10 protein-coding genes and 1 pseudogene are annotated in these 17,961 nt (G+C 56.7%); 7 read left to right on the top strand and 4 right to left on the bottom strand.

The features are described from left to right. A pseudogene (locus Tam1G_RS09645) lies at positions 1-258 on the bottom strand (integrase catalytic domain-containing protein); the annotation flags it as partial. A gap of 199 nt (positions 259-457) precedes the next feature. Here Tam1G_RS09645 and Tam1G_RS09650 point away from each other — a divergent pair. The 4 genes from Tam1G_RS09650 to Tam1G_RS09665 all read left to right on the top strand — a co-directional run bounded on the left by Tam1G_RS09650 (position 458) and on the right by Tam1G_RS09665 (position 8,841). Next, complete coding sequence (locus tag Tam1G_RS09650; protein ID WP_101626356.1) at positions 458-703, top strand: hypothetical protein; 246 nt, start codon at positions 458-460, stop codon at positions 701-703. Positions 704-802: 99 nt separating this feature from the next. Next, positions 803-2,278: a CPBP family glutamic-type intramembrane protease gene (locus Tam1G_RS11970; RefSeq protein ID WP_242689680.1), complete on the top strand. Its 1,476-nt coding sequence runs from the start codon at positions 803-805 to the stop codon at positions 2,276-2,278. 216 nt (positions 2,279-2,494) lie between these two features. Continuing rightward, positions 2,495-7,309, top strand: coding sequence for an immunoglobulin-like domain-containing protein (locus tag Tam1G_RS11975; RefSeq protein WP_101626357.1), 4,815 nt, complete (start codon positions 2,495-2,497; stop codon positions 7,307-7,309). A 323-nt stretch (positions 7,310-7,632) separates the two neighbouring features. Then, on the top strand, positions 7,633-8,841 hold the full coding sequence (locus Tam1G_RS09665) for a beta/alpha barrel domain-containing protein (protein ID WP_101626382.1): 1,209 nt from the start codon (positions 7,633-7,635) through the stop codon (positions 8,839-8,841). Between the two features lie 105 nt (positions 8,842-8,946). Here Tam1G_RS09665 and Tam1G_RS09670 read toward each other — a convergent pair whose 3' ends face one another. Next, positions 8,947-10,296, bottom strand: a complete 1,350-nt coding sequence (locus Tam1G_RS09670; RefSeq protein ID WP_101626358.1) for an NAD(P)/FAD-dependent oxidoreductase — start codon at positions 10,294-10,296, stop codon at positions 8,947-8,949. Between the two features lie 270 nt (positions 10,297-10,566). Here Tam1G_RS09670 and murA point away from each other — a divergent pair, with 270 nt between their 5' ends. Further along, positions 10,567-11,892: a UDP-N-acetylglucosamine 1-carboxyvinyltransferase gene (murA, locus tag Tam1G_RS09675; protein WP_033891240.1), complete on the top strand. Its 1,326-nt coding sequence runs from the start codon at positions 10,567-10,569 to the stop codon at positions 11,890-11,892. 50 nt (positions 11,893-11,942) lie between these two features. Here murA and Tam1G_RS09680 read toward each other — a convergent pair whose 3' ends face one another. Continuing rightward, positions 11,943-13,220, bottom strand: a complete 1,278-nt coding sequence (locus Tam1G_RS09680) for an MFS transporter (protein ID WP_101626359.1) — start codon at positions 13,218-13,220, stop codon at positions 11,943-11,945. Between the two features lie 247 nt (positions 13,221-13,467). Next, positions 13,468-14,124 carry a TetR/AcrR family transcriptional regulator gene (locus Tam1G_RS09685; protein ID WP_101626360.1) on the bottom strand — a complete coding sequence of 219 codons (657 nt, stop codon included), beginning with the start codon at positions 14,122-14,124 and terminating at the stop codon, positions 13,468-13,470. A gap of 312 nt (positions 14,125-14,436) precedes the next feature. On the opposite strand from Tam1G_RS09685, the gene argS reads away from it, so the two are divergent. Further along, positions 14,437-16,281: an arginine--tRNA ligase gene (gene argS, locus Tam1G_RS09690; RefSeq protein WP_101626361.1), complete on the top strand. Its 1,845-nt coding sequence runs from the start codon at positions 14,437-14,439 to the stop codon at positions 16,279-16,281. Positions 16,282-16,286: 5 nt separating this feature from the next. Next, on the top strand, positions 16,287-17,897 hold the full coding sequence (locus tag Tam1G_RS09695) for a diaminopimelate decarboxylase family protein (RefSeq protein ID WP_101626383.1): 1,611 nt from the start codon (positions 16,287-16,289) through the stop codon (positions 17,895-17,897). Positions 17,898-17,961 lie beyond the last annotated feature (64 nt).

A 17,961-nucleotide genomic window follows, 5' to 3' on the forward strand; every position in this document is an offset into this window, starting at 1 on the left:
ATCCATCATCAGCCACACCTGGACCAGCAGCTCGCGCGACTGCTCCGAATACCGCTTCGGCCGCTCCGCGGGCGACATCGACGGCCTGCCGCGCCCGGCTTCCGTGAGTCTGCGTCTCGCGGTGCTCCTGCCGATTCCCAGCACGGAGCACATCTCATCGAGGATGCGTCCCTTGTCCTTCTTCGACGCCTTCATGTATTCATCCCTGAATCTCAGGGTGACCTGCCGCTTCGTCGCCATGCTGATCCTGTCTTCCATAAGACAAGCCAAACAGGACCGATACCGTTCGCGCTCATTCCCGATGAGGCACCACCACACCCTACGCGCTCAAAAAACGTGAGGCACGTCGAATGCGCGTTTCCCCCTCCCCCCCCCCTATACTTGAAAGCTGCACTTGAAATACGTAGTGAGCATCGGAGCTTGCTGCATATTTCCGATGATGGGAGGGAGATATTTCATGATGGCTGCTCGTATTGGGAAGCGTATTATCGGCGTAATTGATGCATTGCTGATAATCGTTGTGGCGGCAGTTTTCGCTATGCCAGTCCATGCAGCTGAAGTCGTGGAAAGCGCCGCGCCGACCGGGCGTGCGCTCGCGATGACTGGATCAAACATATTGAGCGTGGTAGTGGTGGTAGTGGTGCTGCTTGTGCTCGCCGCCGTATTGTTCGCGTTCTCTAAGCGCAAACAACCCCGACAGTAGTTAGGGGGGTATGGGGGCCGCATCTGTGCGTTCCTGTATTCGTCAATATTTCTGGACATAGTCACAAATTGTTCAGAAATGACGAATAGGTTGAGCATCATGAGCATGAATGAGCAACAGCCAGGGTGGCAGCCGCGCGGACAGCAACCGCAGTCAGGATATGAGAATCAGACGCTACGGAATTCTCAGTCGCAAGAACAGTCGCAAGAATCCGAACCGCAGCCGCAGTACTACGCGACACCTCAGGTGGTGCCGATGCCACCGGTGCCGATGGCTCCAGCTCCTCAATATCCATTCCAGCAACCGCAGTATCCGCAGTATGCGGCTGTGCAGGCTCAGCCGCAATACCAGCAGGCACCGCAGTCGCCATCGTATGCTGCACCATCTCAGCTAGGTGCACCGCAGCAGATGCAGGCTCAGCCGCAGCCGTATGTGGCACCGGTACCTACACCGGCATATGTGCACGCGCCTAATCAACCGGCTGCTTGGCCACCGCAGGCGCAGTATGCTGCGCCTCAGCCTCTGAGTCAGCCGAAGATACAGCCACAGCCATATGCATACGTTCCGCCGCAGCCTCCGGCCATAGCAATCAATCCGCGCCAATTGTGGAAAACCTGGCGCAGACGTGTAGTTAATCGTGCGATGGGACTTGCTTTTATTTACGAAGGCATGATGTACGTGGGCAGTATCGTAGCTGTTATCGCGCTCGGCGTCATCATGCCCAGCTGGTCAGATTCTACGAAAGGCGACGGTATCGTCAGCCTTGCTTCGCTGGTCTTCGCTATGGGATTCCTGCTGATTATGCGCAACCGTGATATTCTGACCCGCGAATTCTGGCTTGGCGGGCCTCATCGGGATACGTATGGCGAACCGAATCAGCTAGGGCGAATCAGCCAATACGGCGGCGGACGCATGCGAGCCCAGTGGTTTCTGATTTTCATTCTGCTGGGTCTTGGCGTGCAAAGTGTGGTCACATTGGCGCAAATGGGCGTTTCCATGTTTGGCGGCGACCTGGTTTCCCCCACCTCAGAAAGCCTGAACGAATCCTCCAACACCGTGACTATGTGGCTATACATCGGTTTGTTGGGGCCGATTTGTGAGGAGGTCATGTTCCGCGGTGTGCTGATGAAGGAACTCAAGCCGCTTGGTAAGAACTTCGCTATTGTGACGTCGGCGTTCGCTTTCGGTCTATTCCATGATGACTTCGTGCAAGGCACGTTCGCCTTTCTGTTCGGCTTGATTCTCGGTTTTGTGGCGATGGAATATTCGCTGGTATGGTCGATTGCGCTGCATATTTTCAATAACGCGATTCTTTCCGGCGTGATCGATACATGGTTCGCCGGCCAGCTCAACGATTCGCAATACGCGGTGTACACGATAGCGCTCACGGCGATTGGCGTAGTCGGTGCTGTAGTGGCGCTCGCGCTCTACGGTCATGGGCTCAAGCAGTATCGCATGCAGAATCGCAGCATTCCGGATACGTATGCCGGGTGGACTTCCCCAGTGTTTATCGCGTTTGTGGTGGTGAATCTTGTCCTGGCCACATTGCTGCTGGTCGAGGCGTTGGCTTCTTGATTGGTTGTCAGGTGGTTATCGGGAGCGAACCCGTTCGTATCATGCATGCTAATTATCGGCGGTAAGCCTCGCAAACCCTTGGAATTCTTGGGATTCGCGTGCGCAAACATCCGTGGTGGAGGGTATTGTGCTCTTTTAGGAGAGTATTCAAATCGTTCTCCGGCTCGGATGCGGGGATGTGTGTACGCGTAGTGGCGGAGAAGAGGGGATTCCGCCATGACAATAACCAAGAAAATAGTGGGTGTGCTGGCCGCAGCCGCGACCGTGCTCACCTTGGGCATGACGGCGCTGACCGCCAATGCCGCTGACGGTGTCGGCTCTGATGCCAATGCCGCTGCAAATGTGAAGCAATCGCTGCAATATTTGCAGCAGCTCAATGATCTGCGTGCGCGTACCGATCGCACTCCGCTGACGCCGCAGCAGATTATCGAGGCGCAAAATGCGGATAACAAAGCCAACATGAAAGATGGTGATGTTGCAGACAACACCGCTGATGGCTCCGCTGTGCCGGCGCTGAAGGTCAACAATGACCTGATGAAATGGGCTCAGACCCGAGCCAACGAATTAGCCGCTGCGGGTAATTTGGATGGTCACGCCAATATGTACAACGGTGCTCCGAGCTGGTATGCGCATGTTGCGAACACGGATTATAACCTGACACACTCTGCTAATTACAAGGGTGGTTACTTCTTCGGTCCTGAAAACCAGGCGTTGAGCTATCCAGATCGTAGCGATGCTCATAATCCAGTGACGTTGTGGTACAGCGAGCTGAGCGCTCAGCCGGGTAGTAGTCGCCAGGGCTATGGGCATTATCTGACCGAGGTGAGTCCACTCGCTGATATTGCCGGTTTTGGCGTGGCCAAAGTGCAGAGTGGCGCCTATGCAGGCGCTACCATTGCTGTGCTCGAGATTGGTAACAGCTATCAGGGCGAATCCGTAACCGGTAAGAACCAGACCGTTGATGAAGCATTGGCGGCGCTGGGCGGCGGCCAAGAGCCTACCCAGCCGAGCGGCGACGTAGCTATCAACGAGACCAACTTCCCTGATGAGCATGTGCGCCAGACGTTGAGCTCGTACTCCTATGATCCTAATCAAGATGGTGTTCTGAGCAAGGACGAGCTGAACAACATCAACTATCTGTATCTTGATACAGTCTCCTCCCTCAAGGGCCTCGAGTTACTGCCCAAACTGAGTGCACTGAATGTGTATGACGGTTCCTTTGACTCGTTTGATTTCGCATCATTCCCAGCATTGACAAGTCTGACGCTCGTTAACACTGGAGTCACGCAATTGTCGGTGCCGGCCACGCTTCAGCAGCTGTCTGTGGGCGGCGAACAATCGATTGATTTGGACTTGACTCAGGCAACTGGACTCACCTCGTTAAGCATCAGCGGCTGGGACAAGACAACATTGCCGAACCTCCCCAACCCGCAGAAGTTGGGTGATTTGTCGGTGCGCGAGGCGAAGAACCTGCAGTCTGCTGATTTGTCAAGCTACACGGGATTGACTTCCCTGGCGTTGTCTGGAGATACCAGTCTGAAGTCTCTGAAACTGAATGACAAGGCTGATCTGGTTCGACTGCTGCTGTACGGAGTGCCGGCAGACGTGAACCAGTTGGGCCTCGGCAAGTACACCAATTTGATTATTTTGGACTTGGGCGGCACCAATGTAAATGAATCCACATTGGCTTCGGTGAAGAGCAGCAAGCTTCAGCAGCTTGGTCTGGGCGGCACCAAGATTACGAGCTTGAGCAAGTTCACTGGAACTTCGCGCCTGGTGATTCTTGGTGGCAACGGTATTGTTGATAATCAAGCGAATGGTATTGTCTCCGGTTTGACAGGAAGCAATATTTCTGGTGTTGATTTGTCAGATAACGATATTCGCAATATCACCATTCCTGAAAACACCAAGTTTGATTCACTCAGCTTGAATGGCAATAAGCTGACATCGCTCAATATCCCGAGCTCGGTAGCTCCTCGTGAGACTGGGGATTATGCCTCTAGCTACATGTCTCTGTCGGGCAACCCGTTGCTGGCGGTGAACGCCAACGGCAACAACAAGGGCCTGTCTTTGACCGCTGTTGCAGGATACCAGGCATCCACGCAGCATCCAATCGTCGAGGGCATGGGTGGCGTTGAAGAAACGCCGCAGGCCATTGAGGCTGAGCCCTACACCGGCACTTACGATGAAGCCACCGGTAGCTTCGATTTGAAGAGCGTGGTTCCTTGGATCGATGCCTCTAAGATCAGCAACGTGGCAGGTGCCAAGCTTGACGGCACCAAGCTTACCGGTCTGACCGGTGAAGCGACGGTGACGTATTACTACGACATGAACTTGAAGCCGAAGAACAGCAACACTGGTGTTATCGATCACCTGAAAGCCACGTTGAAGCTGAGTCCAAAGTCCGCTCCAAAGGACACTGTTGCTCCGGTGCTTTCCGGCGTGAAGAAGGACGTGTCTTTGACGGCAGGCGACACTTTCGACCCGAAGTCCGGTGTAACTGCTGCTGATGATGTGGATGGTAACCTGACTTCCAGCATCGCCATCGATCTTGGCGGCTTGGTGCTGAACAACGGCAAGGTTGCCAACAGCGGCGTCTTCACGGTGACTTACACGGTCGCGGATAAGGCCGGTAATACCGCCACTGCAACTACCAAGGTGACGGTTAAGACCAATACCAAGGCATTGCAAGCAGCTGTTGATGCAGCAGCCAAGCTTGACCAGTACCAGTACACCACTGATACATGGGCTGCTTTTGCCGCGGCTCTTCAGTCAGCGCAGGATACGTTGGCCAATACTGCCGCTTCCCAGTCTGACTTGGATGCAGCCCAAGCCAAGTTGGCTCAAGCACAGGGCGCGCTGACGAAGGACACCACCGCTCCAGTCATTTCCGGTGCCGATAACACTGCAGTTGACTTTGGCGCAACCTTCGATCCGAAGGCCGGTGTGACTGCCACCGATGATGTTTCCGGCGATTTGACTGATTCCATTGTGGTGACCGGTGCAGTGAACACTACTGTGGCTGGCCAATACACGCTGACCTACACGGTTTCCGACAAGGCCGGCAATAAGGCTGAAGCCGAGCGCGTAATCACTGTGAGCGAGAAGCCAGACACCACCAAGCCAGTGTTCGCTGGCGTGGAAGATGCCTCCGTCAAGGTGGGCGGCACCTTCGATCCGAAGGCTGGCGTGACCGCATCTGATGACAAGGACGGTGACCTGACCGCCTCCATCGTGGTTACTGGCACTGTGGATACCAACACAGTTGGCGACTACACGCTGACTTATGCGGTTTCCGACAAGGCCGGCAATACCGCCACTGTGGTGCGTAAGGTTTCCGTGACCGCATCTGACACTGCTGCTTTGCAGAAGGCCGTGAATGCGGCTGCCGATTTGCAGGAATCTGATTACGCTGCAGACGGTTGGGCCGAGTTCGCTGCCGCTCGCAAGAATGCGCAAGACGTGCTGGCCAACAAGAACGCCACTCAGTCCCAAGTCGACAAGGCTACTGCGCGTTTGACCGCTGCGCAGAAGGCCTTGAAGAAGCTCGACAAGACCAAGCCGGTGATTAAGGGCGCCGACGATGTGACCATCGCCGTGGGCGACACTTTTGATCCGAAGGCTGGTGTGACCGCTTCCGATGATGTGGACGGTGATTTGACCGATGCCATCGTGGTTTCTGGTTCTGTCGATGTCACTAAGGATGGTGTGTACGAGCTGACCTACACCGTGTCTGACAAGTCCGGCAACAAGACCACGGTGACTCGCAAGATCACTGTCAAGCCGAGCGCTGACGCTTTGAAGCAGGCCGTGGAAGACGCTGGCAAGCTCAACGAGAACGACTACACCGCGGATTCGTGGAAGACTTTCGCTGATGCACTTGCCAAGGCCCAGGCCGTGTTGAAGAAGTCTGACGCTACTCAGGCCGAAATCAACGATGCTCTGAAAGCGCTGAACGATGCACAATCCAAGCTGGTCAAGGACGTCACCAAGCCTGAGTTCGCCGGTGTGGAAGACACTGAGGTTGCCTTCGGTGCGGCGTTCGATGCCAAGGCCGGCGTGACCGCTAAGGATGACGTTTCTGGCGATTTGACCGCCAAGATTGTCGTCACCGGTTCGGTGGATGTGAATAAGGCTGGTGTGTATGAGGTTACTTACACGGTTTCCGACAAGGCCGGCAATACCGCCACTGCTGTGCGTAAGGTGACCGTTAAGGCCGCTGATCGCACTGGTTTGGACGCCGCTATTGCCGCCGCTCAGATGCTTGACCAGTACCAGTACACGAAGGAATCGTGGGCTGCTCTGACCAAGGCGTTGGGCGAGGCCGCCAAGGTGAACGGTAACGCTCAGGCTACGCAGGCTGCCATTGATGCCGCGTCCAAGAAGCTTGCCGACGCCCAGGCTGCACTCGCGAAGGACGAGGCTAAGCCGCTCTTCTCCGGTGTGGATGATGTCACGCTGAACTACGGTGATAGCTTCGATGCCAAGGCTGGTGTGCTGGCTTGGGATGAAGTCTCTGGCAACTTGAGTGGTGCCGTCACCGTTGCTGGTGCCGTGGACACCAAGACGGCTGGTACTTACGAGCTGACCTATACGGTTGCGGATAAGGCGGGCAATACCGCCACGGTGATTCGTAAGGTCACGGTGAAGTCTGCCAAGGACGGCTTGCAGCAGGCGGTTGATTCTGCCAACAAGCTCAACAAGGGTGATTACACGGCCGATTCGTGGAAGCAGTTCGAGCAGGCTCGCGATAATGCTAGCAAGGTGTTGAGCGACCCGAACTCCACTGAACCGGAGCGCTTCGCAGCTCAGCAGCAGCTGGATGAGGCAATGGGCAGGCTTCAGAAGAAGACACCTTCTGGCAACAACACTGACAACAAGGGTGAACTGAGCAAGGGCGATTCCAAGAAGAATCAGTCCAAGAATCCGTTGACGGACACCGGTTCGTCTGTGGTGTACATCCTGTTGGCTGTGGCTGTGCTGGTGGCTGCTGCTGTAGTGCTGCTGGTTGCTCGTCGCCATCGTGAGTAGCGAGTGAGGTATTGAGGTCGCCTGCGATTTCAGCAGCGGTTTCAATCCGAACCAGGCGATAGTTGAAAGCCCGTTCCTGTTTTGTATGCAGGAGCGGGCTTTTCGCTATGCCATGCCGGTTAAAATGGCCTCTTATTTTAGTTGACTGTAGGTTTTTGAATATTGACTGTAGGGTTTTGAACACTGACTGTCGGATTTCTAACGTATTTCGTTCAAAAACCTACAGTCAGTGTGCAAAACCCTACAGTCGGTGTTGAAAATCCGACAGTCAAATGGGTGATGGCGGGCGGTGTGGCGTTCGCGGCATGGCTTATCGTTGGAATATGAGTGATTTTGAGCCGTTTTACGATGTGAACCGCACGTATGAGGACAATTACGCCAACGGTCCGTTTGGCGTGTTTGCCGATGTGCTGAAGAAGGACGAGACCCCATCAGGCTGTGTGGCTGGTAGCTCCCCCTATGAGGGAGAGGCGGAGAAGGATGACGTTGACTCTGGTCCCAGGGTGATGGAGGAAAGCGGTACCGACTCTGATTACGGAGAACCGGGTGAACATGGCGAGTCATTCCTAGGCCAGCCGGTAAATTTGGCATTCGGTATTCCGGCAGGCCCGTTGCTCAACAGTCGTTACACCACGGCTGCTTTCCGTATGGGCTTTGATTTGGCCACCTATAAAACCGTGCGCTCGCGTGCGTGGGGCTGCAACCCGTTCCCGAACGTGCTGGCTGTGCATCCCGCCTCCGCAGACGGTTCGCTGACCCCGGGCAGTGCCGAACTGGATGAGGGCGTGCTGGCCGATACCAATTATGAGCAGCCGATTTCCATCTCCAATAGTTTTGGCGTGCCTTCTCAGGAGCCGGATGTATGGCAGCCGGATATGCGTGCAGCCATTGCTGCCGCTGGGCCCGGTCAAGTGCTGGTGCCGAGTTTCCAAGGTTCACGCGTCGAGGGCATGAGCGAAGAGGACTACATCGCCGATCACGCCACCACGGCTCGTTTGGTCAAGGAGACCGGTGCGAAGTTGATGGTGATGAATACCAGCTGCCCGAACGAGGGACACAATCGTCTTTTGTGCCATAATCCATTGCTCGTTGGCCGTATTACCGAAGCCGTGAAGAATGAGATCGGTGATACGCCGCTAATGATTAAGTTGGCATTCATCCCGAGCGATGATGATCTTGAACTGATGGTGCGTTCCACCGTGGGCCGTGGCACGGTTCAGGGCTTCAGCACGATTAACACGATTTCCGCGAAGCTTGTGGACAAGGATGGTAATCAGGCGTTGCCCGGCGCTGGCCGTGATCGCTCCGGTGTATGCGGTAGTGCAATTCGCGGAGCTGGCCTTGAGATGGTACGTCGACTGGCTGCACTGCGCGAACGTTTGGGACTTGAGTTCGCGATTAATGGTGTGGGCGGCGTGGTTTCGCCTGCTGATTATCAAGCCTATAAGGTAGCCGGCGCGGATTCGGTGATGTCTGCTACTGGAGCCATGTGGGATGCCGAATTGGCTCGTAAGATTAAGGCGAGTCTATAAGTTTCTGCGAATTTGATTGTGCGACGCGCAATTCATGGTTTGCTCCGGCTGGAAGATCACTTCAGTCGGAGCAAACTCGTTTTTCAGGGGCTTACGGCGCGGCAGTTACGCTTCGGCGGCGGCTTTCATGGCTACGGCGCCCACGTAATAAACGGGCTTGTCGAAGTTCGGCTGGAACAGGAAGTCCACATTAGCCAACTGATCGATGGTGAAGCCAGCTTGAATCGCCATTGAAATCACATTGGCGGCGCCGGAAATATCGGCCTTGGAACAGAACTGGCCGCCTTTGACCTTGCGAGTCTCCGGATCCCAGGTCAGAATCGAGGTGACTGGGGTTGTGGTGAGCATGAAGTCCGGGCGGTAATCCTCAGTGAGCTCAGTCTCACGCACGGTAAGACCGCGGCGTTCGGCGCCGGTCCTGGTGAGGCCCGAGGCGGCCAGTGACAGGTCATAGAGCTGCACGGCGGAAGTGGCCTGAGTACCCATGTACTTCACAGTTGGCTTGTCGATATTGTGGCCCACGAGCAGACCTTGACGAACCGCATTGGTAGCCAGCGGAATGTAATCATGCTTGCCGGTCGGGTTATAGAACACGGTGGCGGAATCGCCGGCGGCATACACATCCGGCACAGAGGCCTGCATGTAATCATCAACGATGATGGCACCATTCGGCAGCATATTCACCTTGCCCTTGAGCAGGTCGGTGTTCGGCAGGAAGCCCACGGCCAGAATCGCCATTTCGGCGGTGTACTCACCCTTTTCAGTGACCACGGTCACGGTGTTGTCTGGATTATCGCGGAACTCCACAACTTTCTGGCCAAGCGCCAGCGTCACACCATGTGCCTCGAATGCGTCGGCCACCTGATCGGTGATGGACTTATCGAAATTGTTGGCCAGTGGGCGGTCTAGGCCGTCCACCAGCGTGGTCTTGACATCAGTCAAGCTGAACTGCTCGGCAATCTCGGCGCCGATGTAACCGGAGCCAATCACCACCGCGGACTTGGCAGTCTTCGCCTTCTCCTTGATGACAATGGCATGATTCCAGTTCTTGCACAGCAACACGTGCGGGCTATCGATGCCGGGAATCGGCGGAATTACTGGCCGAGAGCCGGTGGTCACGACGAGCTTATCGAAGGAGAGCGTCTCCTCAGGCGCGTCGGCACCACCTTCTAGCGAACGATATGTAAGCGTCTTGCCCACGGGGTCCACAGAAGTCACATCGGTGCGCATGTGCATGGTCGCGCCTGCCTGTGCCAAAGCCTCAGGGGAGGAATAGAACATCTTCTTCGGATCGGAAACATGGTCACCAACCCACAGTGCGATGCCGCAGGAAAGGAAGGAGAGCGTGCCATTGCGCTCAAAAACGTGAACGGTCCAATCCGGATGCTCGGCGAGAATGGAAGTGGCGGCGAACGTGCCGGCGTGCGTGCAGCCGATAACGGCGACGGTGGTCATAAATGCTCCTTTGCTTGTGGCCTAGGCGTCAATTGCCCTGCCTCGAATCGTAGCGTAGAGGGCTGGAGAACGTTGCGGCTGGCAGTGTGAGGTAGATTACATTTGCGCTATCTGATTGTGACTGCCGGTGCTTTTGAATTCCAACGTTCACCAAAGTTCTGCAAAGTTTGGCTTCAGGCGCATTTCACCGAGTGCGCACATGGGTTATGGCAAACTAGACACTAGCGTTTTTTGAACCGCATGACTGAAGCAAATGCATAGGAGAGTGGCGTGGCTGAGAATACGAATGATGTGCTGCATGTTGAGGGCGGCAAGCCGCTGAACGGCACCATCAAGGTGCGTGGCGCGAAGAACTTCGTGAGCAAGGCTATGGTGGCCGCGTTGCTTGCGCCGGGCAAGTCCGTGCTGAAGAACGTGCCGGAGATTCGCGACGTGCATGTGGTGTCCGACCTGCTGCGCCTGCACGGCGTGGATGTGGACGTGGACGGCGCCAAGGGCGTGGTGACTATTGACGCTTCCCATGTGCAGTTGGCTGACGTGGCGGATGTGGACACGTTGTCCGGTTCCTCTCGTATCCCGATTTTGTTCTCCGGCCCGCTCGTGCACCGCTTGGGTGAGGCGTTTATCCCTGCGCTCGGTGGTTGCGCGATTGGTGGTCGTCCGATTGACTTCCATCTGGAAACCTTGCGCAAGCTTGGCGCCACGGTGGACAAGGAGCACAAGGACGGCATCCACATCACCGCCCCCGACGGTCTGCATGGTGCGAAGATTCACCTGCCGTACCCGTCCGTGGGCGCCACTGAGCAAACGTTGTTGGCCGCTGTGCTCGCTGAGGGTAAGACCGAACTCTCTGGTGCTGCAATCGAACCTGAAATCATGGATTTGGTGGCCGTGCTGCAAAAGATGGGTGCAATCATTTCCGTGGATGTGGACCGCACGTTCCGCATCGAAGGCGTCAAGGAGCTCAAGGGCTTCACCCACACTTCGCTGACCGACCGCATCGAAGCCGCATCTTGGGCATCCGCTGCACTCGCCACGCATGGTGACATTTTCGTTAAGGGTGCGACCCAGCCGGAGATGATGACGTTCCTCAACGTGTTCCGCAAGGTCGGTGGCGAGTTCGACGTGACCGACAAGGGCATCCGCTTCTGGCATCCGGGTGGCGATTTGCACCCAGTGGCCATCGAAACCGATGTGCACCCTGGTTTCATGACCGATTGGCAGCAGCCGCTCGTGGTGGCCCTGACCCAGGCGAACGGCCTGTCGATTGTGCACGAGACGGTGTACGAGAACCGTTTCGGCTTCACCAAGCCGCTCGTGCAAATGGGTGCCACCATTCAGCTGTATCGTGAGTGCCTCGGCTCCTTGCCGTGCCGCTTCCAGCAGCGCAACTACAAGCACTCCGCCGTGATCTTCGGACCGACCCCATTGACCGGCCGCGACATCGACGTGCCGGATCTGCGCGGCGGCTTCAGTCATCTGATCGCTGCGTTGGCTGCCAAGGGCCCGTCCAATGTGCAGGGCATCAGCCTGATCGACCGCGGTTACGCTGACTTCCGTGGCAAGCTCGAAGCTCTCGGCGCTGACTTCGATTAATATAATGAACTGATTCGCAATGGCTCTCTTTGAAAGAAGAGAGCCATTTTTTAATCTGCAAATCGATTGGCGAGCCTTACAGAAACCAGCGCGCCGAGTCCCAGCAATCCAGCCGAAATCAGCAGCACTGCAGCTACAGACATATGATCGAATGCCCAGCCGTATGCCATCTGGCCAAGTGGTTGCGCGCACATACTGATGGCTGCCACCATCGCCATCACCTTGCCGGTCATCGCATCAGGCGTATTGAGTTGAATAGTAGGCAGCGCAATCAGATTCGAGAAACAGCTGGCGATCATCGTGCCGAATGTGAAACCAACCAGCACAATCAACTTTGCCCAAGCGGATACTGGCAACAGGAACACCAAACCTTGCGGTAGCAATGATAGTGCTAGCGCAACCATAGATAGCGGGAACTTGCGCATCGTCAGTTTTGCGGCAAAGAAGCCGGCGACAAACGCGCCAATCACACCGGAAACCCCGACCAAACCATCGGCGACGCCATACACTGTGGCATCAAAGCCGAGCACTGTGCGAATTACATAGGGGAAACCGACTGCCGCATTGCCAATAATCACAAAATTCAATCCGGCTGCGAACAATAGCAGCGCGAACACATTCGGGCGATCTTTGACAAGGAATCGTATGCCGGATTTGAGGTCTTCGAACGGTGTTGGCAGCTCTTCAGTGCCTCGGTCGGGTGCAGCCAGTCGAATAAAGCATTCGAGCGTGGCGGCACCAGCAAAACTCACGATGGCGATAGTCATCATTGGCTGGATGCCAGTCAGGGAATAGAGGACGCCGCCGAGGAAGCTGGGCAGTAGTGATCCGAGTTGCTGCACCTGATTGACCACGGCCATCGCCTTGCGCAATGTGCTTTGCCCATGTTCTCGGAACATTTGGGGGAGTGCGGCCTGTACGGTCGGGGTTTCGAATGCGCCGAGCACCGCGAGCAGGACCTGCATCGTACCAATGGCCACGAGGCTGAAGCTGATGGTGGCGAAGACGAGCGCACTTACCAGTACGAGGGCGGCGGATATGGCATCGAGTGCCACCATGATGGTGCGGCGATTCATTCGGTCGGCGAGGACGCCACCGAATGGGGAGAGAATGATGGTGGGTACAACGGAAATGGCCAGAATGGAGGCGAACACGGTGGCGGAACCGGTTTCATCCAAGACCCACATGGCCATTGCGAAACGCAGCATCAAGTTGCCAAACAACGAGATACCTTGGCCGGCGACGAGGAGGATGAAGTTGCGACTTAAGAGCGGGGAGTGTGTGGATGGGTGCCGTTGAGACCTGAGGCGGGGTAAATGGGATGACATAGTGACTTCTTTAGTGGTTATTTAATGGTTGGGTTGATTGACTTTGGTGGCTATGTGGTTGGACTCGACCTGTTAGCGCAAGAAATTCGGGAGAACAGCCGCATCGTCCCGAATTTCTTGTACTGAGTGGCTGTCAGTGCAAAGAATTTGGGAAATATGCCTTAACTTCCCGAATTATTTGTACTGGGCACTTCTCAGTGCAAGAAATTTGGGGAAGGGGCGAGTCGAGGTCAGTCGTAGGCTCCTCCTACTTGGGGCTTTGCTTATCGAATTGGGTGTAAAAGTCACAGGTGAGGTTGATGAGCTCATCGTCGAAGACGGGGATGTTGATGGCGTTGAGCATTGTGGCGAGGCATTGGACGCGATGATGTAATTGCGCTCGATTTGCCGGGTAGAAGCGAGTGAGCAGCCAATAATTGGCGAGTAATGAGATGAGTTCCGAAGCTTCCTGCGGGTATTCGGTGGGGATGGATCCGTCCCGTATGCCTTCCTCGATGATGGGCAGCCAATGCTTGGGCAGCTCGGTGGCCCAGAAATTCAGGTTTGATGCGAGCGTAGTGGGATCGTCGAGGAAGGGGAGTCCTGCTTCATTGAGTTTCTGATGTTCCTCGTTGCTGATGGCGACGGTGAACAGTGCGCGCAATTTCTGCAGACTATTGAGATCGCTGCGGGCCATGATATGGTCGCGCTCGCCTTGGCTATAGTCCCAATCTGCGCTATTGAGTCGGTCGAGGATTGCCTCTTTGGACTTGAAATGATGGTAGATTGCGCCTTTGGAAAGGTTGCCGAGGCGGTCCACGATGTTTTGGATAGAGGTTTTCTCGTATCCTTTTTCCATGAACAGGTCGCGCGCGGCCTCGAGAATGCGCCGCTCGGTGACTTCTGGATGTGTGTTGCGTGCCATGTGCGGCCTCCTTATGGACTGTCGATGATCTGCGAGGTGACCTTTCTCCTCGGTCCGCTTCGCGTCCGGCTCCTCTTAGTGGAGGGTAGCCAAGTCTGTTGTGTTGTTCTGGCTCGCACTATACATACCGTCGGTCGGTATGTATAGGCGTGCGGCGAGCCTGACCGTAGGACAATGGCTTAGGAGCAGCGATAATGCAACGGTATGTATAAACAAAGGAATGATGCAGCGAACGAGGGATAGTTCAAAGACGATTTATTCACCCGACTTAGGGCTGCGGACACTGTCTGTGTTCTCGGTATCCTTAGAAGAATGAGCCCTGAAGCGTTAAGTGAACTGATTTCCAAGATTGCCCACAACCTCGTCGCAGCCGGTCAGGCCGGCACGTTGACCGACGAGCTGATTCCGCCCGTCGAAAAGCTGACTGTGATGCGCCCGAAGGACCGCGCGCACGGCGACTGGGCCTCCAACATCGCCATGCAGCTGGCCAAGAAGGCCGGTATGAAGCCGCGCGACCTGGCCGAACCGTTCGCCGCCGCACTCACCGAAGCCGACGGCATCAAGTCCGTGGAAGTGGCTGGCCCCGGTTTCATCAACATCACCCTTGATTCTGCATCCGCCGCAGCCGTGGTCGATCAGGTGCTGAACGCACCCGCCGACGAGCATGGCATCTCCACATTCGGCCGCAATAATCACTTGTCTGGCAAGACCCTGAACCTTGAGTTCGTCTCCGCTAACCCGACCGGTCCGATTCATATCGGCGGTACCCGTTGGGCGGCCACCGGCGACTCGATGGCCCGCGTGCTCGAAGCCAACGGTGCCAAGGTGGTGCGCGAATACTACTTCAACGATCACGGCGAGCAGATCAACCGCTTTGCCAAGTCGCTGGTCGCCGCTTGGGCGCACGACAACAGCCTGGGTGAGGCCGGCTACCAGACCGAAACCCCGTTCGATGGCTACAAGGGTGCTTACATCGACGAAATTGCCCGCCGCGTTGAAGCCGAAGCCAAGGCCGACGGCGTGGACTTGACCGCTCTGCAGCATGAGGATCAAGGCCTCAACGATGACGGCGAGCCGATCGGCGAGTCCGATTCCGAAGTGCGCGAAGAGTTCCGCAAGCGCGCGGTGCCGATGATGTTCGATGAGATTCGCAAGTCCATGAAGGACTTCCGCGTGCACTTCGACGTCTGGTTCCACGAGAACAGCCTGTACCAGGATGGCGAAGTCGATCGCGCCATCGAAGTGCTGCGCGAACGTGGTGACATCTACGAGAAAGATGGCGCCACCTGGTTCGAATCCACCAAGCATGGTGACGACAAGGATCGCGTGATCCTGAAGTCCAACGGCGAATTCGCCTACTTTGCTGCCGACATTGCCTACTACTGGAACAAGCGTCACCGCGCCACCGATCCGGCCGACGTGGCCATCTACATGCTCGGTGCCGACCACCACGGCTATATTGGCCGCATGATGGCCATGTGCGCAGCCTTCGGCGACAAGCCGGGCGAGAACATGCAGATCTTGATCGGCCAGCTGGTCAACGTGTTGAAGGACGGCAAGGCCGTGCGCATGTCGAAGCGCGCCGGCAACGTCGTCACCATCGACGACTTGGTCGAAGCCATCGGCGTGGACGCATCCCGCTACTCGCTGGCCCGCACCGATTACAACTCCCCGGTGGACATCGACCTGAACCTGCTCGCCTCCCACTCCAACGACAACCCGGTGTACTACGTGCAGTACGCTCACGCTCGCTCCTGCAACGTGGACCGCAATGCCGAGGCAGCCGGTATCTCCTACGAAGGTGCCGACTTGAGTTTGCTCGACACTGAGGCTGATGGCGAAGTGCTCGCCGCACTCGCCCAGTGGCCGGCACTGGTGACTCTGGCAGGTGATGCTCGCGCCCCGCACCGCGTGGCCCACTACCTCGAGGATTTGGCCGCCGCCTACCACAAGTGGTACAACGTCGAGCGCGTGGTGCCGATGGCTCTGACTGATCCGGAAACCCGCGGCGATGATGAGGCTCGCAAGGCTCTCGAAATTGCCAAGAACCCGGAGCCGGCCCGTGCCGCTGCGCGTCTGAAGCTCAACGATGCTGTGCGCAACGTTATCGCCGCAGGCCTTGACCTGCTCGGCGTTTCCGCCCCGGAGAAAATGTGATGGCCATGCCTATTACTCCAATTTGGCCGGCTGCTACGGCCATCAATGCTGACGGTGCCATTGAATTTCATGGTCGTACCGCTGAATCGCTTTTGGACGAGTTCGGCTCGCCGTTGTACCTCATCGACACCGATGAGGTGAACGAGCGCGCGCATCACTTCGTGCGTGCCGCCGCCAACGCCTTCAACAACTCCACCACACACGTGAGCTTTGCCGGCAAAGCCTTCCTGTCCAAGGAAATCATTCGGCTTGTGCTTGCGGCCGGCATGTATGTGGACACCTGCACGATGGGTGAGATGAAAATCGCCCTCGCTGCGGGCGCTCCCGGCCGCCGACTGGTGCTGCATGGCAATAACAAGTCAGATGAGGAAATCGCACTGGCTATCGAGCAGGGCTTCGCCAAAATCGTAGTCGACGAACCCGAGGAGCCTGAGCGTATCGCCGCCATTGCTCGTAAGCTTGGCAAGCGTGCGCGCGTGATGCTGCGCGTCACCGTAGGCGTGCACGCAGGTGGTCATGAATACATTTCCACAGCTCACGAGGACCAGAAGTTCGGTGTGCCGCTGCTGCCGGCAGGTGCGGATGCCGCGGTACTGGATACGGCGCTGGCAGATCTCGCAGACGTGACTCCAGCGGTCACCAATGCGCGATTTGCTGCTGCCGCGGATGTGACTGCCGATGCTGCTGAGGCAGCGGGTGCCGTTGGACACAAGGGCGAACGCAAGCTGCAGTACGACCTGAAGTACCCATATGACCTCTCCCATGAGCAGATTTCCGAGAAGGACAAGGCGCTGGCCGAAGCGATGACCGCCATCGCTGATGGTCCGGCCATCGCTGTGCTCAAGACCATTCTGGCCAATCAGGACGTGCTCGAACTGGTGGGCGCACATTCGCACATCGGCTCCAACATCCATGATGCCGACGCGTTTATTCAGGCTGGCAAGCGCATGATGCTGCTGCGCAAGACGCTGTACGCCACTGACGCGTTCACTCTGCCGGAAATCGACTTGGGCGGCGGCTACTCCGTGGCATATACGGACGGCGAGGATTCGATGGATATCGACGTGGAGCTCGCTCGTCTTGCCAATGTTGTGGCCTCCACTAACCGTGCACTTGGCATGCCGGCACCTGCTATCAGCTTCGAGCCGGGCCGTTATATCGTGGCCCCAGCCGGCGTGACCCTGTACCGCGTGGGCACCATCAAGCATGTGAACCTGAGCGATGCCAAGGATTCCGCGGGTAATCCGATCAGCGAACGCGTGTACGTGTCCGTGGATGGCGGCATGTCCGATAACATCCGTCCGGCGCTCTATGGTGCCGATTACACCGCGCGATTGGCGAATCGCAAGGGTTCTGATGAGACGATGCTGGCCCGCGTGTGCGGCATGCACTGCGAATCCGGTGACATTGTGGTGCACGAGGTGCATCTGCCTGCCGATTTGAAGCGCGGCGATATTCTCGCTGTGCCGGTGACCGGTGCATACGGTCGTACGATGGCCTCCAACTACAATCAGGCGCTGATTCCTGCCGTCGTGGGCGTTTCCGAGGCCGGTGCACATGTGATGCTGCGCCGCCAGACCATCGATGACCTGCTGGACCTTGACGTCAGTGAGTGAGATCTGAACCGAATGGACGATTTCCGGCTGCTGTAGGAATCAGTCCGTACAATGGCCGTGGGAT

The sequence above is a fragment of the Bifidobacterium imperatoris genome (assembly GCF_002860405.1).
GTDB lineage: Bacteria > Actinomycetota > Actinomycetes > Actinomycetales > Bifidobacteriaceae > Bifidobacterium > Bifidobacterium imperatoris.

Bases quoted from the DNA above. Each gene is read 5' to 3' on its own strand.
- Tam1G_RS09665 (WP_101626382.1), top strand. From the start codon at position 7,633: ATGAGTGATTTTGAGCCGTTTTACGATGTGAACCGCACGTATGAGGAC.
- Tam1G_RS09680 (WP_101626359.1), bottom strand. From the start codon at position 13,220: ATGTCATCCCATTTACCCCGCCTCAGGTCTCAACGGCACCCATCCACA.
- Tam1G_RS11975 (WP_101626357.1), top strand. From the start codon at position 2,495: ATGACAATAACCAAGAAAATAGTGGGTGTGCTGGCCGCAGCCGCGACC.
- argS (WP_101626361.1), top strand. From the start codon at position 14,437: ATGAGCCCTGAAGCGTTAAGTGAACTGATTTCCAAGATTGCCCACAAC.
- Tam1G_RS09685 (WP_101626360.1), bottom strand. From the start codon at position 14,124: ATGGCACGCAACACACATCCAGAAGTCACCGAGCGGCGCATTCTCGAG.
- Tam1G_RS09695 (WP_101626383.1), top strand. From the start codon at position 16,287: ATGCCTATTACTCCAATTTGGCCGGCTGCTACGGCCATCAATGCTGAC.
- Tam1G_RS09650 (WP_101626356.1), top strand. From the start codon at position 458: ATGATGGCTGCTCGTATTGGGAAGCGTATTATCGGCGTAATTGATGCA.
- Tam1G_RS09670 (WP_101626358.1), bottom strand. From the start codon at position 10,296: ATGACCACCGTCGCCGTTATCGGCTGCACGCACGCCGGCACGTTCGCC.
- Tam1G_RS11970 (WP_242689680.1), top strand. From the start codon at position 803: ATGAGCATGAATGAGCAACAGCCAGGGTGGCAGCCGCGCGGACAGCAA.